Source organism: Streptomyces sp. NPDC005483 (assembly GCF_040606035.1).
Lineage (GTDB): Bacteria > Actinomycetota > Actinomycetes > Streptomycetales > Streptomycetaceae > Streptomyces.
This window is the reverse complement of sequence record NZ_JBEXEA010000039.1, coordinates 19092-42158: the sequence shown is the minus strand read 5'-3', so window position 1 is coordinate 42158 and position 23067 is coordinate 19092. Positions and strand designations below refer to the sequence as shown.

At 70.3% G+C, this 23067-nt stretch carries 7 protein-coding genes and 2 pseudogenes; 3 read left to right on the top strand and 6 right to left on the bottom strand.

Annotation, left to right across the window (positions count from 1 at the left end; all coding sequences use genetic code 11):
* Window positions 1-5 precede the first annotated feature (5 nt).
* Window positions 6-1190 (bottom strand): ISAs1 family transposase, encoded by a 1185-nt coding sequence (locus ABZT06_RS42490; protein WP_355753375.1) that lies wholly within the window; start codon window positions 1188-1190, stop codon window positions 6-8.
* 668 nt (window positions 1191-1858) lie between these two features.
* Here ABZT06_RS42490 and ABZT06_RS42485 point away from each other — a divergent pair.
* A complete protein-coding gene (locus tag ABZT06_RS42485) occupies window positions 1859-11512 on the top strand; it encodes a hypothetical protein (RefSeq protein ID WP_355753373.1) in 9654 nt (3217 codons plus the stop codon).
* A gap of 574 nt (window positions 11513-12086) precedes the next feature.
* On the opposite strand, the pseudogene ABZT06_RS42480 reads toward ABZT06_RS42485, so the two are convergent.
* Window positions 12087-12257: pseudogene (locus ABZT06_RS42480) on the bottom strand (iron-sulfur cluster biosynthesis family protein); the annotation flags it as partial.
* 132 nt (window positions 12258-12389) lie between these two features.
* Window positions 12390-12551, bottom strand: a pseudogene (locus ABZT06_RS42475) (iron-sulfur cluster insertion protein ErpA); the annotation flags it as partial.
* A gap of 259 nt (window positions 12552-12810) precedes the next feature.
* Between ABZT06_RS42475 and ABZT06_RS42470 the strand changes: the two are divergent.
* A complete protein-coding gene (locus tag ABZT06_RS42470; protein ID WP_355753371.1) occupies window positions 12811-13779 on the top strand; it encodes an ATP-binding protein in 969 nt (322 codons plus the stop codon).
* Window positions 13780-13846: 67 nt separating this feature from the next.
* Here ABZT06_RS42470 and ABZT06_RS42465 read toward each other — a convergent pair whose 3' ends face one another.
* Window positions 13847-14680: a helix-turn-helix transcriptional regulator gene (locus ABZT06_RS42465; RefSeq protein ID WP_355753369.1), complete on the bottom strand. Its 834-nt coding sequence runs from the start codon at window positions 14678-14680 to the stop codon at window positions 13847-13849.
* Window positions 14681-14918: 238 nt separating this feature from the next.
* Complete coding sequence (locus ABZT06_RS42460) at window positions 14919-15785, bottom strand: transporter substrate-binding domain-containing protein (RefSeq protein WP_355753367.1); 867 nt, start codon at window positions 15783-15785, stop codon at window positions 14919-14921.
* Between the two features lie 377 nt (window positions 15786-16162).
* Here ABZT06_RS42460 and ABZT06_RS42455 point away from each other — a divergent pair, with 377 nt between their 5' ends.
* Complete coding sequence (locus ABZT06_RS42455; protein WP_355753364.1) at window positions 16163-17065, top strand: LysR family transcriptional regulator; 903 nt, start codon at window positions 16163-16165, stop codon at window positions 17063-17065.
* Between the two features lie 65 nt (window positions 17066-17130).
* Here ABZT06_RS42455 and ABZT06_RS42450 read toward each other — a convergent pair whose 3' ends face one another.
* Window positions 17131-22668: a hypothetical protein gene (locus ABZT06_RS42450; RefSeq protein ID WP_355753362.1), complete on the bottom strand. Its 5538-nt coding sequence runs from the start codon at window positions 22666-22668 to the stop codon at window positions 17131-17133.
* Window positions 22669-23067: the final 399 nt, after the last annotated feature.

Genomic DNA, 23067 nt, shown 5'->3' with positions numbered 1-23067 from the left:
CCGGTTCACGCGAGTCCGAGGAGGGCGAGGGGACGGTCTGCGTTGCGGGCGTTGCGTCGCAGGGCGGCAGCGACATTGGTTGTGCCGGACAGACGCAGGGCGCCGATGGCGAGGTTGCGCCACGTGGCCATCGCCCGGGGCGCGCTGCCAGTGCGCAGTTGTGAGGCGTCCTCGGCGAAGGTGGTGTCCCTGACGTGGTGCAGGGCTTCCACCTGCCAGTGTTCACGGATGAGTTGGGCAATCCTTGCAGGGTTGGCGTGCTCGGCGGTGAGGCTGGTGACGGCGTAGACGGTCTTGATCGTGGTCCGCCCGGTCTTGCGGTGGGTGCGGCGACGCTTGACCTGGACTGCTTGTCGAGCGCCGGGGAAAAACAGGTTGTTCACGGATGCCACCTTGATCCGCCGGATTTCCGATCTCCCGTGGCCGGCGTTTCTGGTGCGGCCCTGGAGCGGGATCTCCCGCCAGGGAAGGGCCCTCAGTTGCCTGCGGAGACGTTTCTGGTTGCCCTTGGCGATCACGATGTAGTGCGCTCCGCGTCCCAGAAGGTAGTCGGCGTGCTCTCGCTGGGTGTGCATGGCATCGCTGGTCACCACGGTCCGGGACAGGTCGACGACGGTGTCCAGCAGCGGCTGGAAGCAGGTGATCTCGTTCGTCTTGACACCGACGTCGAGCTGGGCCAGGACCAGGCTGGTGGTGTGCTCCAGAGCGGCGAGCAGGTGGATCCTGCGGTCGCCTGCCCTGGAGGCTCCGCGCAGGCTCTTCCCGTCGACGGCCAGGCCGCGCAGTCGGCCGGCGGCAGGGGTGCACCGATCGGCAAGCCAGCGACCCACTGCCCGGTCGAGCGCATCGCCGTCGATCCGGGCCAGGAGCCTGCGGACCGTCGTCTCCGCAGGTCTGGCCCGCCTCGGGAGGAGCGGGTCGTGCCGGACCCCAACGCGTTCCAGGACGTGCGGTGGAGCGTCGGCGATCCACTCGCCGACCGCCAAGAGCGAGGTCGCGCCGGTCAGGACCGCGCACGCGGCCAGGGCGAGCACGACGGTCAGCGCGTGGCGCACTCCGCGCGGATCACGGGGATCGGGCACCTCGGACAGGCGCTCCAGCAGGCTGGGCAGCTCGTCCGGTGCGAGCTCGCTATGGTCGCGAAGTTGGGCAAGGGCAGGCGGGATCGGCGATGATACGTCGGCAGGCACGGTCTTCCAGGCAGGTCATGGGGCGTCGAGAACTCCATGATCTTGGTAACCGTGCCTGCCCGACACTCCCGGAAGACGTAGCCGACATGCGGTGCGTATGTAGCATCGGCCTGTGACCAGAACGCCGAGGCCGGGGACCAACTGCCCAGTGTGCGGGCTCGATCAGGGATACGAACCCTGGGGTTCCGACGGTCTGACGCCGTCGTTCGATATCTGCGCCTGCTGCTCCAGCGAGTTCGGCTACGAGGACGCCACGAACGCAGGTGTGAGAGCCGCGCGAGACGCATGGATCGAGGCCGGCTGTCCCTGGCGCGGGCCTGAGAGCCAACGACCCGCAGGCTGGGATCCCAAAGCTCAACTCGCCGACCGCTTGAGGCTGCCGCACTGGGACTGAACGGTGGGGCATCGGGGTGCGTGAACGCCCCTCATCCTCACAGGTCCACATGGTCACGAATCAGGCATTCCTGAACTACGCCGAAGCCCTGAGCCCGACCGTCCCTGAACCACGCCACACGTATCCGCATTGGAGCGGCAGCGAGTGGTGTGAGATCCGCAAGGAGGGAGATCAGAAAGAAGTACGTGCACGCACGTATCGCATGCGTCGATACGCAGGTACATTCGGCAGTTCGTCGGTCGAAATTCTGTCGAATGCATAGGGAATGGCAACCATGAGTCGCCCCGGTAATGGCGCTGGAGTCACTCAAACGTGTTATCCGGTACAGGAGGACGCGGCAGCCCTCGCCGCAGCCGAGGGCTGGACTCACGCGGAAGAGATACGGTTCGCCGAACGCGTCGTCCAAGCACTGGAGGAAACGTACGCGCAGGCACTCTCGCCCGAGGCGCGTGCGCGACCGGCGCGAAGCGCTGCGGGCACGCCGCCGCCCGCAGCACTCGCGGCGCACGAGGGTCGGACATCGTCGCCCTCCCGTGGTGACGTCGAGGAGCTCGGACACGTCGACCTCGGGGAACTGCTCACCGCGGCCACCGGGCATCCCGCCGCCGGGACGTCACCGGCCCGGACGGCTGCCGCCGTCGTGCGGCAGCGGGCCGCGGGGCGGCCGCTGCCGGAGAAGATCCACCTGACCCTCGATGCCGTGGAGCTCAATGACGCGGCGATACACACGCTGGCCGGATGGGCGTCGAACACGGTGCGGGAATCACTGCACCTGGGCGACGCACCCGCCATGGGGGCGGCTGCGGATCCGGGGGGTGCCGAGAGGCGAGCGTCCGCCCTGCTGGGCCGCCTCGAATCCGTCCTGCTCGACGTGTCTCCGTCCGCCCACGGCGATGTCCAGTCCTTTGTCGACGAGGTCACGGCCGAAGTGGAGAGCGTCCGCTCCGCGCTCGCCCCCGGCAGCGACGCGGTGCCTCCGCCCACGGTGTACGCCGTCACCTCCCTGTCGGAGGCCGAGCACCTGCTGCACGACCTCGCTCCGCTGCTCGGAGTCTCCCTGCGCGCCGAGCTCTATCTCGCCGAGGGGGAGCGGCGGGTGCGGTGGGCCGACCCCGACGGGCGCGTGCACGCGTTCGAACCCCCGGCCGGCGAGACCGCGGACGTGCACCGGCTGTCCGTCTCCGAGGCGCGCGAGGCCGGGCTGCTGCCCCGGGCCGCCCACGGCCTGCTGCACGGGTCGCTCTTCAGCGAGCGTGAACTGGCCGAGATCTACCGGACCTCGTGGACGGCGGAGCGCACCTTCGCGGAGGCCTTGGAGCTGGCCGCCGCGGCCCGCCGGGAATGGCTGTCCGGCCTGGACCCGCGGCTGCCGGATCTGATGCGGCGGCTGGTCACCGAGGCCGACGCGCAGCGAACGCCCGCTCCCGCGGCCAGCCCGGCGCGGCCGGGCGGCGACGGGGTCCGGACCGTGGTCCGGGCCATGGCCGATGTGCTCCAGGACCAGCGGTCCGCACCGGCCGGCCGGCCCGCACCGGAGGCCGGCCGGCCGGTGTCCGCGCCCGCGCCCGCGGTGCCGATCGAGAACGTCCTGGAGCACACCGTGTTCGCGCCCAACGAGGCCGGAGACCTGGTGGCCCTGGGGCTCGACCCCCGTCCGCTGGCCGACGCGGCCCTGCGACAAGCCGCCGTCACGGTCGCGGACTCGGTCGTGCTGGAGGCAGCGACCGGCGGGTCCGAGCCCCTCGGGGACGAGGCACCGGGGCTCCTGCTCGTCTTCTCCGCGCGGAGCACGACCGCCACCGACGTCGACTTCGGCGGAATCACCGTCGAGTCCGTGGCACGGGCCCTGGCCCTGGCCGAGCCGAACCCGCTGTCCGGGCGGACACCCGACCGGGTACTCGTGCTGATGGCCCCTGGCACCGAGGCGCTGGCCGCCCGGCTCGCCGTACAGACCGGCCGGCCGGTGGCGGCCAGCCGCTTCGGAGGGGTGCTGGACCCGGAGCGCAGGACGCTGTCCGAGGCGCCGGCCCCCGACCCGCTGCGGCAGGCGACGGGATTCCGCCTCTACACGGGCGACGACCCCCAGGGCATACCGGTGACGACCCGCTCGCGTCCCGCCCCCGGGACGCAAGCGGCCGCATCAGCGACCGGGGCCGGACCGCGCGACGGTGCGAGGGCGGATCCCGTTCCCCCGCACCCGCCTGCCCACGCCGCCCCCGAACCGGCGCCGGCCCCCGCCGACGACATCGACCGCATCGACCCCGTCGTCCTGGCCGCAGGTGTCCCGCGCGGGGTGTTGCCCTACATCTCGCAGGTGATCCGGCAGCTGCGCGCCCTCGCCGTCGAGCGGGGCGTCACGGTGGAGGAGTCCGTCTGGACGGGGTTGCCGAGCCACTTGCTGAGCAACTACCGCTTCCTCGTCCCCGATCCCGCCGATGCCGAGACCGGCGCCGGCGCGGCCCCCGGATGGCGCACCGGCCTGCCGGTGATCCTCAGCCCCGGTGTCGAGGCGCTCGTCACCCTGCTCCCCACCGATCCGGTGGTCGTCAGCGGTCCGGGCCGGAGTGTCGTCGCCAACGACAGTGGCGGTCCGTGGACAACCGTCCAGGAGACGGCGGAGACGCCGCTGGACGTGACCCACCCGGCTCCGGCGGAACCAGGTACCGGGGCTGTGAGCACGGGTCCGGCCCCTCTCGTCGCGCCGCGCCCCGAGACGGACCACTTCTACAGCAACCAACTCGTCAGGGGCTCGTTCCTGACCGGCGCCCACGTACAGACCCGGTCCGGCGCACTGGGCGCGACAAGGGGCGCCCTGGGACTGTCGATGGGTGTCATCCCGGTTCCGGGACTGGCCTGGCTCGGCGCCGTGCGCCTCGGCATCAAGCTGTCGGGCAAGGCCAACGCATCGACCCGGTCCACCTCACGCGTCCTGGACGCGGAGGGCGGACACGTCGAGGTCGCCGGCTCCGAGTCGCCGTACGTCGCCGCCGACGCCCGGTGGTTCGTGAAACTGAGAACCGACCGGCTCCGGCCGTGGACGGACATCGAGGCGACCGAACTGACGACGACGGGGGACGAATTCCTGCTGCTCTACCTGCCGGCGTACTACCTGGGACAGCCGGGGCCCGCCGTCACGGCGCGGGGCGAGGAGGTGAATTCCGAGGGCCTGCCGGAGGCGTACACCGCGCCGTGGCTCACCAACCTGCCGGTGCTGGAGGACCAGATCCTGCGTGCGCTGGACGCGGAACTGAGGGCGGCCGGGAACGACCCGGCAAAGAAACTCGACTGGTTGCACGGCCAGGTGCTCGACGGAGTGTCCCGGCTGGCCGAGAACCTGGACAGAGCCGTCAACCACCGTCTCGGCTTCCGGTTCGACCTGCACGACGGAGCGGGCGTCGTCGCTTCGGTGGAACTGCGCTCGACACGGCGCACCCCGGGACAACTCGTCGGTGCCACCACGGACAAGGCGCACATCGAGAACGTCCGGACGGCCATCGACGGCGGCAGCGGCAATCATTCCCTCAACCAGGGTTCGGGCCTGACCCTGTCCGCATCGGCCGACACCACCGCGGCGTTCGGCCAGGCCGGTCTCACGGCCGGCGTGAGCGTGGCCTCGGGAAGCACCTCCTCGCACAACACAGGGCGGATCGGCCTGTGGGTACTGGTTCCCCGGTACATCGGGTACACCTCGGCGTACGACCTCGTGTTCGAACACCGTGCGCGGGTGACGGTCAGGGGCCGCCCCGCCAGGAGCACCGAGCCGGTGTCCAACCGGGTGCTGCTGCGGACCCTGGAACCGGAGGCGTTCAAATACGGCTTCCCCGTCGAACGCGCCGCCCTCAAGGCGCAGCCGGAGCCCGACCCCGGGTCGGCATCCTCGCTGGAGGACCCCGTCACGCCGGGAACTCCCTCCGCCGAGTCCTCGGCACCCGATCCGGACACCGTCCCGTACTCGCCCGACGCCCTGCGGCGCACCGGCAGGCGGGAAGGCGACGCGGAGCACCGCCCGCTGCCCCCGTACGTACAGGACGGCCGGGGCATCGGGATGGGCATAGCCAAGGTCGGGCAGGAGACGGTCGAAAGCCTGGAGGACTGGCTCACCAGGGAACTGCGGGCCAAAGGCTTCCTGCCGGACACGCCGACGGCACCGCTGACCGGGGCGAACTGGCGCACGCAGCGCGCCACCAGAGAGGGGTTGATGGCCAATCAGACGCTCTACGAGAAAATGCTGTCCGGGCGCGCGCTCGACTCCTTCTACGACCAGATACACCAGACCGGCCTCAGTTTCGAGTTGAAGGTACGCCGGGGAGCCCTCGGCGTTTCCCTTTCCGTCGACACCGCCACGGTCACCATCACCGCCACCAAATCTCCCGGCCAGAGACCACAATACCTGGGCTCGACCGACACCCAGGCGGCAGTCAACCTGGCCATGGGAATGGGAAACGCGGAGCACGGTACCAGCGCGTACCGCAAGTTCTCGCTGTCCCTTTTCCTTAAATGGGGCTATGAATTCTTCAAGTCGGGCGGCCACGGATTCGAGATCTTCCGGCAGTTGGGCGCCTCCCAGGCGCTGTCGTACACTCACAATCGGCCGGAGCTGCTCGAATACAGCGGAATACTGCACCAGTACACGCTGTTCAGCGACTACACCGTCACCGTGGACTACGGACGGTCGGGTGTCACCGGCGGCCGGCGCCACCCGTCCCTGTCCTACACACTGCCGGCACAGCCCGCACAGGTCTCCTTGCTGCCCCTCGGCGACACCAGCGACCCGGGCCGTACGAGCGACCTGCCGGTCCCGGCGTCGGTGCTGAAACACGCCGCGGTCTACTACGTGGACGCCAGTGGCCTGCCCGACCTCACCCAGCCCGTACTGAACCCGCTGGCGGGACCCGGCACCACGGCGGACCCCGTGGTCAGGTCGTTCACCGCCACCAACAACATCCGGGCCTTCGCCAAAGAGATCATCCGCGATGCCGCGGACGGACAGGACGAGACCTTCGCCCTGACGCCCGATCCGTCCGCGCCCCAGGGCATCGGTCACCGTGTGGCGCCCGCCATGAGCGAGTACACCACCGACCAGCCGTTCGATCCGGGATTCTGGCGGGATGCCAAAGCCGCCGTCAACATCACCGGATCGATGCGGAAGGCGAAATTCGCCCAGGCCACCGACCATCCTTTCGTACTCGGCCGCATTCTGCTGACTTTGAGTCAGATCAACGACAGTGACACCTCGGCCAGGGGAATCAGGCACAACCAGTTCGACATCGGTCTCGGCGGACCAGCGGGAACGGGGCAACCGGCCGGTACGGTGCAGGGCGGGCTCAACACCGGCCGGACCTACCAGTGGAACGACACCCGAGGCAACGGGAGGACCGCGGGCAAAGAGTACATCCAGCTCGATTTCAACAGGGCTTACCTGTTCGAAACAGAGGTCGACTATGTCGTCAGCACCCGTCTGGAGAAGGACGGCAAATTCGTCGCCCTGCACCACGACGAGGCGACCGGCACGGTCCGGGACAAGAAATTCTCGTTCGTGCTGTCCGAGCCGATGGCTCTCGACGAGTACGGCAGGGGCCACCTCCCCGTCTCCGACCGTCAGATGCTCGACGTCATGCGCCGCTGGAACGACGGTGAGGTCGCCCTGCGCGGCGACACGGTGGCCGGGGTGCTCACCCGCTGGATGACGGAAACCACCGAGGAGGCGCTGCGCACGCTCCAGGAGCCGGACGGCGCAGCCGAGCCGCCGGCCGTCGTCGACCGCCGTGAACTGGCCCGGACCCTCGCCCGGCTGCACCGCAACGGCGCGCTCGTCATCCGGGACAGCACGGTACGGGACGCCTTCGAACAGACCTTGAGAAGGGAACTGCCCGATGCCGAAGAAACGGTCCTGCCGTACGGAACGGACCCCTACGCCGAGCTGACCCTCCCGGAGTACCTCACCCGTGCGGACGCCGGCGGGCGGACCCTGGGGCACAGCGGCGTCCACGACCTCGTCCACCAGGGCGGCAGGACGACGTACGACATCGTGCGGGAGCAGGTGGAACGGGTGGCTCCCGGGCTGCTCACCGCCGAACCCGCTCTCTGGGTCGGGGACGGCGAAAGGATCGGGCGTCTGCAAGGAGGCGTCAACGCACTGCAGGCACTGCTGGGAGAAGGACGCGATCTGACGCTCTTCGACGACCTGCTCTCCCCCAACGGCATGACCCTGTACCTGACCAACCCCGTCGGGTGGCTGCTGGGGGACGTCGTCACGATCCAGCTCTCCGCGGAGCTGACCTCGCCACCGCGCATCCGGGACTTCCAGCCGGGCACCGGCCTGGAGAACTACGGACACGGCTACGTCCAGACCAGCGCGGGCCGCTCCACGGCCACCGCCCAGTCGGGTACCGCACGCTTCGGGTACGGCGAGACCCACGGCTCCGACCAGGTCCGAGCCGGGGTGGGTGAAGGCCGGCACACGGGCTCGACCCGCGCTCAGACGGCCACCACCGAACAGACCGTGTACGACTGGAACGGCCACTACCTGGTCCGGGTGAACGAGGTCTTCAAGATCAGTGTCCGGCGCGTCGACATGGCGGGCCGGCCGATCACCGCCGCCCTCACCGGCTGGTACCGCGCCCTGGACGCCCACCGCTCCCGGGGCAGCAGCGTGGCGGTGCCCGGTGTGCTGGACATCCAGGTCCCCCGCGGACTGGGCGAGTTCCAGCCGGTGGCGGGCCCGGCGCTGCCGCTCGACCCCCGCCCCCTGCCGCCGCTGCCCGGCGACTCGTACGTGACGGGCACCATGCTGGACGACGCGCTGCCCGCCGCGCGCGCTCTGCTCGCCCGCATGTTCGGATCGCGAGCCGACGGGGCCCGGACCCGTACGGCACTGACCATCGACCAGTTGTTCACCCGCACCTCGATGACCAACCACATCAGGCGGGCGGTGAGCGGGGGAAGCGACCTGCTCACCCCTCGCCTGCACGTGCCCGGCCGGGAGTCCGAGCAGGCCGAGCTGAGCCTGCGCGGCCGGCTGCTCGACGTGCACGTCCTGGGCTCCGTCCAGGGCACCGGAACCGGCCGGTACAGCAAGCACCAGAGCGGTACGTCGGCCAACGTCGGCCACGACGCGCACCGGCCCACCCTGGGCAACGACCCCTCGGGCTCCGCCGGAGCCGTCGATGAGGAACGGCGGCTGACGCCGGGCGCCGACAGCGAGTTCTCGCGCACCACGGCTGCCGCCGCGGCCGAGGTCGGCACCGCGAACTTCCGGCGCGAGGACCACGTCAAACAGCAGGGGCCCACCCAACTCGTGCGGGTCCGCGGCATCTTCAGCCTCACAGCCAGACGTTTCGACCGGGGTGTGTTCCTGCCGGACCTCAACCGCGGCACGTATGTCAGCGGCGCCTTCGCCGGCGACGTGTACATCGAAATGCCGGAGAACGAGATCCCGGCGTGGCTCGAGACCGTCCGCTCCGCTCGGTACGAGAACAGCAAGGCGTACGCGTGGCGAGGGCTGAAGCACGCACCGGAGTACGACCTCTCCCACCTGCTGGTCCAGGCGGCGCGGACCGAAGGGGCGAGCGCGGCCCGCGCCCATCAGCTGGTCGCACGTTCGATCAGCCGGACCAGCGGCCGGCCGTTGACGCACGCCGTTCTCCGGCTCGACCTGGCGAAGCTCGACAAACACCGGGTCATCGAGCACTACCGGTGGGCAGTGCGGACCCTCTCGGCGGAAGTGAAGCGAGCCAGGGAGCGAGGTCCCTACCCGGAGCCTTCCCTCCTCATCCAGTACCGGGACCATCTGTCCGCCCACCCCGATCAGGTCGACCCGCCGGGCACCGCCGACCCCGACCGGACCATCCGGCGGATCACCGAGCAGGTGAACAGGGAACGCGCCAGAATGGGCAACGGCGGTCAAGCCCCGCCGCCGGCGCTGCCCGCCGCCGCGGGCATCTACGCGCTCGACCACACCCATCTCATCCGCGGCATAGCCGTGGAACTCCGGGCCCACCTGCGTGTCGTCCTCACCGGCAGGAACACGGTCCTCACCCGCTGGGTCGAACCGGGCGGCCGAGTGCACGCCTTCAGGCCCGACGGCCCCGGCGGAGGCGAGCCGGCCGGGGTCACCGCGGACCAGGCGAGGGACGCGGGTCTGCTGCCGGACGGTCTGCACGCCGCCGTGCGCGCGGTGGGCCTGGACGACGTGGAGCTGCGCGACCTCTACCGCACGAGCAGGGACACCCTCGGTGACTTCGCGGTGGCCGTCGGCCAGGAGGTACGCACTCGGCGGGAGCGGCTCGACCGGCTCGACGGCCGGTTGTGGGACCTGCTCCTCAAGGCCGCCGAGCGGGTGTCCGCCTCGGACACCCTCGCCGGCGGAGGAGGGGGAGTACCCGACGGAGCGGCGCGCGAGGCACTCGCGCTGCTGCGGGACATGGCGCGGCAGGCCGCGACCGGGCAGGCCGCCCGGCAGACCGATGACGTGCAGCGTGTGCTGAGCCTGATGGGCGACGCGGCTCCTGCCGGCGACCGGGCACCGGTCATCGCGGAACCGGAGCCGGGGAGCCGTTCCGGCCCGCGGCCCGTCGCCTCGGTCATCAACGCTGCTGTCGGATCGCTGTTCGTCGGATGGAAGCCCGCCTGGAAGCGCAGCCCCACGACACCTGGGGCGCTGAACGACGACACGCCGACCATCGAGACGACCCCGCCGCAGAGCGCGGCCACCCTCCAGGTCCCCGTCCCGGCTCCGCTGACCGACGAGCCGGACACGACGGCTGACGACGTCCCCACGGCGGCCGACCTCCAGTGGGAACGTCACCTCGAAGCCGACGCACAAGGCCATGCGGCTCCCCGGCCGGAGAAGCAGCGAGCGGACTTCCCCGCCAGCCGGTCGGTCGCCTGGAAGCAGTACCTCTCCGCGTACCGCACCCACCAGGACCTGGTGCGGCGCCATGAGGCGGGCCCGGTCACGGAACAGGCCGCCAGCCGGCTCATGGTGGTCCGCCGGGACCTGGAGCAGACCCGCCAGGCACTGGTCGCGTGGGGACATGCGGACCCCGGCGCGCTGATGGCGGCCTACAAGGCGATCCACGAGCCGGGACGGAGAACCCCACAGAGCACCCCCTCCCGGGCGTCCACACCGCACCCGTCGGTGCGCTCGGGCACGCACAGCGCACCCGCACCGCCCATCGATGTCCCCGTCTTCTACAACCACCTCGACGCGTCCGGCATGTCGGTACGCCGTGACACGCTGGGGCAGTCGTTGCTCGGCACGCCACCGGGCTCCACCAAGTGGAAGAACCTTCGGGACGCACTCGTGTCACTGCCGTCCCCCCCGGAGAACGGGACCGGCCGGGCCGGTACCGTACCGGCGCGGCACGGGCCCCGCAGTTTCCTCGACGAACCGCGTTCGGCTGCCTCGGGGGGCCGCCCCGAGGAAACCTCGGGCCCGCGTTCCGGCACCGTTTCCCGGCCGCCGACACCGCCTGTGACGCGAGCCGCACCAGCGACGGCCCCCCGCGCGATCCGCCGAGACCAGCCATGGAGGCCGCTCACCGGTGAGACCCTGCCCACCACAGTGGTGCGGCACCGCGAGACGTTCGACCTCGCCCGGCTGGCCGGACTCGACGAGGAGGAACTGACCGTGGCGGAAGTGACGCGCAACGGGGGCGACGCGGAACGTGACGGACTGTTCGACGCGGCGGGTGCCCGCGTCACTGCCCACATCAGGGAGCACTTCGAAACGCTGGCACCGTTCAGAACACTGACCAACAGTGAGGTGTTCCTCACGGCGCCCGACCGCAACAGCATGGCGTGGTCGGTCCTGGCCCAGGATGTGGCCAACCGCCTCGACCACCGGGTACGCATCGAGCTGGTCCGGCAGTCGAGTGGTCCGTCGGTGTCCGAGGGTTTCATCATGGACATCTGTCCGCAGACATGAGCACCGCCCGTACACCCGCCGGCGTGGCCTGGCCCACATGGGCGGGCAGGACTTCCCACGGGCCGGGCCGCCTGGTCAGAGGTGTTCTACTGCCTGCAACGTGTATGTGGCGGGCGCTGGTAGAGCAGGGAAGCCAGCGCCCGCCGGGCCAGTGCGACCCCCACGCTCAACCCCGCACCGCGGTTCGAGGTCATACCCGAGTAGGCATCGAAAGAGTCGCCGAGATCACCTTCCAGGAGACGGCTGTCCGTCAGCCAGCGAAAGGCACGGGACGCCAGGTCCCAGTCCGCGAGCGGCAGGTTCGAAAGGCCGTGGTCGAGGCATCCTTCGCACCACACGGCCCACTCGACGTCACTCGTCATCATCGCACTGCACGCGTCGATGTCCCCAGGTCCCGGCACCCGACCGGTTCGGGCACCGAACAGCAGGGTCAGGGACAGTACGTCGTGGACGGCCCGACGCTCGAAGGACCCCGGATGCCACCCCGCGAACGCCTCATCCATGATCTGGCCGGCTGCGGCCTGCGCGCACAACCACGCGGGCACGTCGTCGAGGCCGTGTTGCGGATGGCCTCTCACTGGAACGAGTCACCGCACGCGCAGGAGCCCTTGGCCAGCGGATTGTCGATGGTGAAACCCGACTTCTGCAACGTGTCATGGAAGTCGATGACGGCCGTGCTGCCCGTCGCGGCGTCCTGGAGGTAGGGGCCGCTCATCGGATCGATCACCACGGCGACGCCGTCGAACCAGGTCACAGACATCTTGTCCGCAGCCAGCGCGAGACGCTGAGCCCGCACCTGGGGCTCGGGCTGCGCGGTGGGCCCGGAGCCGTTGCGCTCCGCCCGCATGGCCGTCAGGGCGGCGGCGTATTTGTCCGTGAAGAACAACTGGTAGCGCAGACCCGCGCAGCCACCGGGCTGGACGGAAATCTGCAGGGCGAGACCAGGCTCCTCACGCTCCAGCAGAGCCGTGACCTTGGCCACGGCCGCGTCCGTCAGATCGACCGAGTACGTCGGCCGGTCCAGCGTCTCGTTCGTCATGTGCTGATCCCTCCGCAGGCGTGCAGTCTCGACAGGGAAACGAAGGACGGGGGTCCCCGGGTTCACGACGCGGGCACAGTGAGGACGCTTTCTTCACCGGTTGCTGACTTCCCCGGCGTGCGGGTGCCTCGGGTGTGTCACGCAACCCCTGAGATGGGGCGGCCCGTTCCAAGTCGAATGACTGATGCGGGCATGCCTTTCACCTGTGAGAGTCGCAACCAGCAGTGACACCGGCGTGGAACAAGGGGGATGTGCGCAGATGTGGTCGGCCACCGGTGACTGGGGGAGCGTCCTGGACGTGGTGGAGCAGCCCGTGTGGGCGGTGGACGCCGGCCATGTCGTCCAGTACGCCAATCCGGCGCTCGTCAGGGCGCTGGGCCATGACCGGCCGGACGATTTGCTGGGCCGCGACGGCCGCCCGCTCGCTGTGCCGTCCGACGAGCTGCCGGGCGCGGCCGGCATGACGCTTCCCGGGCGGGGCGAGGGCGTACTCGTGGGCGTCGACGGGTCGATGCTGAGCGTGGAGTGGAGCGTGCTGCCGTTGAGCGGCACGCACGGTGACGCGTTCCTGTACGCGTTCCGGTTCCCGCGCGCCTCGGCCGACTGCACCCCGGATGACAGGCAGCCCCGGCTCCGGCTGCTGGCGCACCGTCAGGCCGAACGTGACCACCGGTCCGCCGGCACGCTCCAGCACAACGTTCAAGAACGCCTGGTGCAAGCCCTGATCGGGTTGCAGCTGGCCCGTCAGGATCTCGCCGCCGAGCCGGCGCGAGCGGTCGGTCTCCTGAGCGACGCGGCCCGTGCCGTGGAGGAGGCCCTGGCCGGGGTCCGGGAGGTCACCGACGCGCTGAGTCCCGGCGCCCTGCGGGTCCGTGGGCTGCCCGCGGCGCTCGCCGCCCTCGCCCATCGCTGCCCCGTGCCGCTGCTCCTCTCCGGTTCCCTCACCGCGCGGTTGCCCGGTCCGGTCGAGACCCATCTGTACTTCTTCGTGGAGGAGGCCGTGGAGCGGGCAGTGCGGCACGGCCGGGCCAGTCAAGTCGAGGTGCGCGCCGACGCCGGAGCGGACGTGGTGGTCGCTGTCACGGACAACGGGAAGCGGGCCGCCGGTGCGGCGGACACCGCGGCGCTCGCTGTTCTGGCCCAGCGCGTGGCGGCCGTGCACGGCACTCTGACCGTCACCCGCACTCCCGGAACCGGCACCACGCTCACGGCCGTCGTCCCGCTCTGAGCACGTTCGTGCCGGTCCCGGTCCGCAGATCCGCGTGGGCGTGGCCGCACTGTGACGCCTACGCGGGTCAGCCCTGTTCCTCCAGCACCGCGACCAGCTGGGTGCGCGCGGTCACCCCCAGCCTGGGGTAGATGCGGTACAAGTACGTCCCGACGGCGCGCGGCGACAGCCCCACTTCCTCGCCGATCAGACGGTTGGACAGGCCGCGGGCCGCCAACCGCGCGATCCGCAGTTCCTGCGGACCGAGCAGGTCATGTACGCGGCCGGACCGGGTCCCGCCCGGCCCGACCGGCGCGGGCCGGGCCGCCGGCACGGCCCAGGAAGACCGCCGGTCCCCGTCCCGGTCGTCCCGGCCCCGGGTCTGGGCCTGGGCGCACGGCGTGTGGTGGGCCGGCATCCGGGCCGGACGCTCCTCACCGAGGTCATGGCCGAGCCGGACGGCCGCAGGTGCGCACTGCCCTTGGTCCCCAGGCCCGCTGCCCGGGTCCGCCGCACGCCGCAGCGGACGGACGGTCATCACCGTTGCGCTGCGTTCCCGGGTGTCCCGGTGCACCGCCTCCGTCCGGGCGGCCTGCCACCCGCGCGCGCCCCGCGCCAGGTGCCGTGCCCGGTGTACGGCGTTTCGGCCCGGTGGCCGGGAGGCGTCGCCCACCACCAGCGGCAGTCCGCCGTCCTGGTGGAGGGCGGCCACTAGCAGCAGGGTACGGATGGCCGCCGGGAGCAGCGCGGCACCCAGCGGCAGCGCGGCACCCAGCGACAGGGCGGCCGGACGGTCGGAGGAGCCGGACCGGTCGGGCACCGGCTCTCCGGGCCACATCGGCAGTTCGGGCGACGACAAGGGGCCGCCGGCCGCGGTCGCCGGGGACAGCGGGCTGAGTGACGGCGCGGACAGTCCTCTCACGGACGCGCGGCGCGCGGAGTGCGGGCGCGTGGCCGGCGGCCCGGCCAGTGGCCGCTTCGGCGTCCACCGCGTGACGAACGACGGCACGTCAACGGCGAGCAGCAGCGGCCGGACCGCCCGTTCGTGAACGAATCCACGCCCGACACCAGTCGTCCCGCCCCGGACGAGGCGCCCGACCCCAGGGGACCCGGCACCCCGTTGCGGCGCGCCCGTCTCGCCGTCTTCCTGTTGTTCTTCGTCAACGCACTGGCCTACGCCAACATCGTTCCGCGCCTGCCCGAGGTCCGTGACCATGTCGGGCTCCGATGCCGTAGGGCTTCTTGTCGTAGGTCTTGGGCAGCACCTTGATGTCCGGATTGGTGCTGGAGTTGCCGGCGAGGACTCCCTGGTCGAGGACGTACGCGTCAGCGCGGCCCTGTCGCAGTGCCTGGACGCATTCGGTGTTGGTGTCGAAGAGCTGAATCTTCGCCGAGGGCACGCGTTCGTTGAGGACAGCGGCCGCGGTGGAGCCGGACTGGGTGGTGACGGTCTTGCCCCGGAGGTCGTTCAGGGAGGTGATGTCCTGCTCATCCTGTCGCAGCTGGATGCCGAGGCCGTCGACATAGTAGGGACCGGCGAAGCCGATGACCTTCGATCGTTCGGGGGTGATGGTGTAGGTGGCGAGGACGGCGTCGACGGAGTGGTTTTTCAGCAGCGCTTCGCGGGTGGCCGCGGTGACGTTGACCAGCTTCGTCTTCGGCTCGCCGATGATGTACTTCGCCAGCAGTCGGGACATCGCGGCGTCGAAGCCCTCGACCTTGCCGGTGGTGGGATCGAGTTGCGAGAAGAGGGCCGCGGTCTGAGTACCGCCGACAATCAAGGTGCCGGACTCTTTGATCTTCGCGGCAGTGGAACCCGGTGGCAGCAGGGACGCGTCTGCCGGTGCCTGCTCGGCTATGAGCCGGTCGACGGTCTTCGTGCCGGCCCTCTTCTGCGCCGTGGCCGGCGTTCCCGGTACTGCCGTCTCGGCGGAATCGGAGGAGCAGCCCGTGGTCAGGGCGAGGAGGGCGACGGTCAGGGTGGCCAGCGCGGCGGGGCGAAGGCGCCCGAGTGCGGTATCGAGCACGGTGGACTCTCCGTAGGCGAGGGTGCGGTGAGGAGAACTGAAGGAGACCGGTACCGCCGCACCGTGGAACGGCGCGGCGATACCGGACGGACCGGGTAGCGGGGGAAGTGAACCCGGTCCGCGTTTTTGGGGAAACAGGTGCGACGCTCGGCGTACGGTCAGGCCTGACAGGAGGCCTCGGGTACGGGCTCGACGGCGGCGTCGGCCGCACGGGCCGCGTCTGTCTGCACCTTGGAGAACACGGATGACTCCTGCGTGGAGCGGGAAGTGGAGGACGAGCGAACCGCTCGTCCGCTCCTGCTATTTGACCGGAACGTGTGCGTAGTGTCCAACGAAGATTTTTTCGAGCACACATAGAAGTCATTTATGCTTCACGTATGTTGGATATTCACCAACTGAAGGTCCTGGAAGTCGCGCGTACCGGCTCGTACACGGCGGCGGCTGCCTCCCTCGGCTTCACCCAGCCCGCGGTCAGCTACCAGATGCGACAACTTCAGCAGGCGGTGGGCGTGCCGCTCGTCGTGAAGGCCGGGAGGGGACTGCGTCTCACCGAGACCGGTCGGTCGCTCACCCGGCACGCCGATGTGATCTTCTCCGCCCTGCGCGCCGCGGACCAGGAGGTCTCCTCTCTGGTGGCGCGCGGCGGTGGACTGGTACGGATGGTGGCCTTCCAGAGCAGTTGCGTCACTCTCGTCCCACGGCTCATCACTCGACTGCGTGCGCATCATCCTGACGTGCGGGTGACGGTGACCCAGGCCGAGCCGGTAGCGGCACGACGCCTGGTCAGAGACGGCGAGGCCGATATCGGCCTGCTGTGCAACTGGGAGGGCGAAGACCTGCCCGAGGGCGAGGCCACCATGCGGCGCGTGGAACTGATGACGGACCGCCGGTGCGTGCTCATGCCCGAGGACGACCCGTTGGCGGGTCATGATGCCGTCGACCTCGCATCCCTGGCCACCCGGCACTGGGTGATGGAGAGTTTCCGCGATCGTTTCATGGCTGCCTGCACCAATCTCGGCTTCGAACCGCGCATCGCGGCCACCGTGGACGATGTGAGCGCCTTGCAGGCTCTCGTCACATCCCGCCTCGGTATCAGTCTGGTGAGCGAGATGGCCCTGTCCTCGTACGTGACTCCCGGTCTGGTGTACCGGCCGCTGCGACAGTGGCCCTTGCGTCACACGTATGTATTGCTGTGGCCCGACATGGCCACCGTCCCCGCGGTGGCGACGGTGTTGCAGGGGCTTCGAAGGATCGCGTCTTCGACCGCGCTGCCGGGGTAGCTGTTCCCGTGCGGCCCGCGCCGGTGGTGACCGCGAGCGGCCCGGATCCGGCCGGGCGCGCGGACTCAGTCGCCGGGCACGTTCGGGCAGATGCGCATCATGTTTCTGACAGCCTGGCCGCGCCGCCCGACGTGGACCCGGTGGTTGAGTATGTCCGCCAGCGCCTGCGCCAGGACGACCGACGCAAGCAGATCACCCTCCGCCGGAGGTTCGAGAGCCACGAAGCAGGGACCATCGGTGGTGGTGTATGTCGCACCGCGCGCGGGACGCATGCCTTCCGAGTCCAGCTCCGCGCGTATGCGATCGCCCATCACTTCGGCGAGTCCGGCGGCGGCCCGGCCGACCTGCCGCTGCCACGCCCTCGGGTCCGGACGGGCATCGCTCGACCGCAGCGTCTCGGCCAGGCGTCGCATCGCCTCGGGCACCTGGTCGTCCCAGGCGTAGTGCAGACCCCTCTCACCTGCGTGCGACAACGGCGTACCTGTCAGTCCGCGTGTCAGATCCTCCTCGTCCGCTCCGACGTGCCGCGGTACGACGGACCGAAGGCTGCCGGGGCCGGGGCCATCGGCGTCCACTGCCACGGGTGTTTCGGTCGTGCGCATGAGTACGTCGGCAGCGACCCACCGGCTGCCGCCGGGGCCATGCAGTTCTATGACGGCGACGGCGCGAATACGGTGGCCGAGCAGTCCCTCTCCGGCGGCGTTGACGAAGGGAGTTCCGAATCGCAGCAGCTCGCGACGTTGACTCGAGGTAGTGAAGTTCTGCCCGAGCATGGCGAGATCACCCGCGACCGGGACGGTCGGTCCGCCGCGGTCGGCGGGGCCGTAGCGAGAGGAGTGGCTGTAGGTCACGCTCGGTGTGACGGTTGTCTCCGCCTGTGACTGGAAGCCGTCGGCGGACAGTTCGATCCGGTCGATGGCAGTGTCCTTGCCGGCCACTTCCGACCGGGGCGCGTACAGGGAAACCTGCACAGACACCGCGGCTGTTCCAGGGCGGCCGATGAAGGGGGCGACGGCCGCGGGGTCCAGGCGGGTCGGCTCTGCGTACTGGATCAAAGTCGTCAGTCGGATGAACACGCTCTCGGCCGACACGGTGGTCCGGGGCGTGACGGTCCGCTCGGAGGAGCCGCTGACGGCCCGGAGCGCCACACCCAGCTCCCGGACACCAGCGAAGTGATAGATCTCGAAAGGCCGTACCGGCACCCAGCGGGCTCCGGACAGCAGAACACGCAGACTCTGCGGTATCTCCATCTCCACGGCCGTGCCGGCCGAGGGGGGCGCCGGCTGCGGCAGAGTCGGATCCTGTGTGAGAACGATCGGATCGACAGACTCGGCGCGCCGCTCACCCTCGTCCGGCGTCTCGGAAGCGTTGAACCGGAGCAGGACGGTGGCCGGTTGTACTTCCTGACGCCCGGTACTTGCCGCGGGCAGGGAAGCGGCTTGTCCGCCGGTCATGGCGAAGACAGTCCGTATCATGTGCCAGCCGGTGCCGATCATTTCGGTCAAACGTCCGAACAGGGACTCGGTCAGAGCGCGCGAGGAGACCCGTACTTCATACCCGTAAGGCACCGAGAACTCCGCCGTTCCACCGAACGTGCGCTGCCAGGAGCGCAGTTCGCGAATGGAGTTCTGGGCATGGACCCTGCTGCTCTGCCGCGCCAGACCCACCGTGGGCCTGGCCCGTTCACCGGCGCGCTCGCCCAGGGGGGAGAAGTCGGCCCGCCCGCTGCGGGTCCTGGTGGTGTAAGTCCTTGTGATGCCGGGGGCGCCGAAGGCCGTACCGTCGCCGTGGGAGTGCCCGAAGACGTTGTCCAGGCCGGATGTGGTGGACACCCGTCTGCCGCGCAGGGAGGAGAGATCGAGGCCCGGTACCGGCCGCGCGACAAGTGCTACCTCGACCAGTCGCGGTCCGAGCCAGGACCGGTGCACGAAGTGGAAGGCGGTGTGGCCCGCGGGGCCGGCGTTGACCAGCGTGCGCAAGCCATGGCTGCCGGCGTGCTCGCTGATTCGTGTCAGTACCCCCGGTACATAGGCGGCATGTCCGGGCGTGGTCACCCCGGGAGCCTCCTGCTGGACGAGCCGATGGACGCGCCGCTGGAAGGAGCCGCGGCCACCGTCCGAACGCACCTCGGTGACGGCGCCGGCACCGAGGATGCCCCCGCTGTCGACGTACCACCTGGGCGGACGCCGGTCCGAAGCGGAGACCGATGGAGGGCTCTGGCCGGACGCGGCCACCAGCACCGCCAGGTCCGGGTGACGGTGCAGGTCGTTGTCGACCAGCAGAAACTCCACACCCTCGGGTATCTCGACCACCCGGGAGCGGCTCAGGCCCGGCCCCGGCGCGACGGTACCGCTCACCGCGTTGCGCGCACCGCGTCGGACGGTCACCACATAGTGGGCTGTGGCCGTGAAGCGGTGGACGGGAGTTGTGTCCTCGGTGGTGACCCGGAAGACACCCGTGTTGTCGTCGACGACGGTCGCGACCGTCGAAGTGTCCCGTACCGCGAAACCCCCCTGGGGAGCGAAGCCCGCGTCCGCGTCGCCGTACCGGCCTGTCAGTGACAGACCCCCCTGCCGGCCCGACTGCCTGCTGAGCGTGGCGGCCGACGCGACGGTGGACTGCAGCCAGCGTTCGGCGTCCAGTCTGGGCGGCCGGGGCAGAACCTGTACGTCGGTGAGGTAGCCGGTGACGTCGACGGTGAAGTCCGTCCCGGCCAGTACGCCGGGAGTGCCGGCGTTTTCGACGACGTAGGAGTCACGGAAGACGCGCAGTGCGTGAGCAGTCAGGTGGTGAGGGGAGAGCGCGGCATCGAGGACCTCGTTCGCCAGTGACTCGGGAGCGGTGGCGGGCTCGCCCAGCGCGGTCTGCCACACCCACCGTCCCGCCCCGGTCAACCGGTTCGCGGCCCAGCCCGCACCGGCGGAGACGACGTCACTCAAGGGCGACGGCAATGAGGGCAGCCACGTACGGGCGGCTGCCGTCGCATCGGAGGAGGCTGAGGCGCGTGCCGCCGGCGCGTCCCCGGGTCTCCCGGAATCGACCTCCGGGCTCTGCGCGGCCCCTTCGCTCCATCCGCCCGGGGTGGGCGGCATCACGTACCGCTCGGCTTCCTCCGCGGCCTCGCGGGCGAGGCCCTCAGCCATCCACCGGACCTCGCGGCGCAATGCGGCGCTGCCGGCGACCCGGTCGAGCAGTGCTGTCTCCGGCAGGAGCAGGACTCCTTCGTCGACGGTACGTCCCGGACGGGGCAGGGCCAGCGCGCTGTCGTCCTGGTGCCGACGGTCCCGAGTCCGGGCCGGTCCCGGTCGGGGAGCGGCGGAGGGTGTGTCCAGTGTGCGGAAGGTGGGAACAGCCAGGCGCACACTGCCGTCCTGGTGGGTCGGCGCGAGGGCGGGGCCGTGGCTGTCGGAGATGTACATGCGGTAAGTGACGGGTACGGAGAACGTCTGTATGCCGGTCTCGGTGGGGCTGAGCAGGTAGTGTTCCTGACCGGTGCCCACTCCGGATCCGGTGGTCGTGGTGGTCTGCGAGGAGTAGGACCAGTCCGCGCGGATCTGCTGGAGAGGCTGGTCGCCACGACTGGCGGACAAGCCGGTGACCGAGCCGTCGACGCCGGCGTCCCAGGCGAACGCAGTGCTGTGGAACCGCTCCTCGCCGGGTGTGGTGGATCCGGTGTAGTTCAGGGTCTGAACGCCGGGCAGGGTGCGCTGGTGCTCGATGCCCGCATTGGCGTGCGCGTCGGGGTAGCGGCGTTCGGCCACCATACGGAGGGAGACGCGCCGGGTCCCGAGGGCCCCCGGCACCTCGAACCATACGGTGGTGCCGCCTTCGATCATCTCGTCGAGGGCGGAACGCAGGCCCAGCCGGGACCGCATCTGCTCCAGTTTGCGCAGATTGTTCAGCCGCTGGACGTGTGTGGCCTGGTCGGTCGTTCCGTGCCACGATCGCGGTCCGGTCCGGGGCTGGTCGGCGGGGAGAAAGCCGTTGTCGCGCAGCCACTGTTCAGCTCGGTGGAAGAGCGGTTCCGTGCCGGAGACCTGGAGGGGGGTGCTGGACACCCCGAGATGTTGCAGGTGCAGCAGTTCGGGCGGCAGATAGCGGGTGACCGACGGAGGATGGCCGAGGGCATCGACAGACGGCACCAGCATGTCGATGGAGTACCCCGCGCCTCGGGCCAGACGCGAGCCCGCGGCCGGCGGGAGCGGCGCGTCGTCGGGACGGACGAGGGTGACGTGCAGCCGCATGCGGGGCGTGACGTGAAACAGGGGAAGCGCGGTCCGCAACGAGTGCGCGGTACGGGCACTTCCGCCGCTGTTGAGCTGGTGTGCGAAGTGGTGCTGAGCGCCGAACTGGACGCCGAGCTGCCCACCGAGTGGTGTCGCACCGGAGTCGGTGAGGCGGGGCCCGAGGCCGAAGGACACCGACAGACGGAGACCGGCTCCGTTGCTGATCTGCGCGCTGCCCTGCATACGCAGTGACCGAAGCACATAGGTTTCCAGCACCGAACTCGCTGTGGTGGGCCCTGTGGGGGTGCCGCCCCCGACGAGCTTCGCGCTGATCCGGAGATGGCCGAGGATCTCGTCCGCGTCGGTCGTGAGTGTGGGGGAGGCGACCGTACCCTCCCAAGCCTGCGGAAGGTTGCTCCGGAGGTTGCCTTCGCTCAAGAACTCCGACAGTGCCTTCCGGGAGGCGTCGGACAGGGAGGCGAACGGAGCGGCGAAGGCGTTCATGACGTCCTCGAAGAGGATGTCGTGGTCCGCCAGTGCCTTGGGGCCGAACAGCGGCACCTCGTCCAGCAGCCGGTCGAGAGGTGCCGGCACGGTCTCCGGTCGAGCCGTGTCCGCGAGCGGCAGTTCCTCCGCCGCGTCGGCCAGGTAGGCCGGGAACCAAACCCGCAGTGGTTCCGGCGGGGAGCCGGAAAGGGGGCGCCACTCACCATCGGGCGGCATTCCGGCCGGCGTACCGAGGGGTCCCGGTCCTCGGCGCAGTTCCCAGGCCATCGCGTAGTCGAACGGCCAGTGCCTGCCCTTGCTGCGGATCAGCACCATGGGCTGAACGGTTGTCCCGATCGCCACCGCGGTCGTGAGCTGGTTGTACGTGAGGTTGGGCTGCGACGTGAGAGTGACACTGCGCAGCGGGCCCTTGTTCGCGGCCCAGGTGTGCGAGAAGGGGTGCGCGATGCCGCGCACATCACCGCTGCCTCCGGTGTCGCCGGCCTCGTCGGTCCCGAAGGCCCAGCGCTGGACACTCACCGGTGGTCCGTCGGGCAGCGGATCGAGCTGCTGGACAGAGGGGCCAAGGGCCGTGAGCCCGACCCGGAGCCGGACCGGGTGCCGTTGCCGACGGCAGGCGAGGCTGAGCGGCAGACCGGTGCCACTTAGCAGCCGAGCCCATTCCGCGGACAGCAGTCGGGCAGTCAGGGACCGGCGGACCGCGTCACGCAGCTCGGCATCGGGGCCCTGGCCGTCCTCCAGAGCCGCGATCACCTGGGCGCGCAGCCATGAAAGAGTCGCTTGCGGTACGGGCGTGATGTGCGCCAGTTCCTGTGCACCGTCGCGGCGTGTGCCGAAGCGGGCCACGGGGACGCTGAGGGTACCGGTCACAGCCCTCGCGGTCGCCGGAGGCGTCGGCTGTGACTGCTGCCTGTCGGCGAGTGAAGGCGCTACCGCGTCCATGCCCGGATCGTGCGACTGGGCCGAGGTCATGACGGGTGGCCGGTGCAGGCGGCAGTCAGGCTCCCGGCGGGCATGGCCGCACCTGCGCTCCCTGGGCGGTCCTTCGCTGTACCGTCCGTCCGGCACCGCGCTCAAGCGGCTCACGCACGCACGCGGCTGCCTCACAGCGCTCAGCCATGCTCTCTCCCCACACCTTGCCGCCGCTGCTTCGGGTAGTCGCGCTGCTCCATATTGGCACCGAACATCGGCATGCGGGGCGCGGCCCGGTGCTGTTCACGAGCATGTAAAACGCGGCAATGGACTGCGGAGACACGCGTTGAAACATCA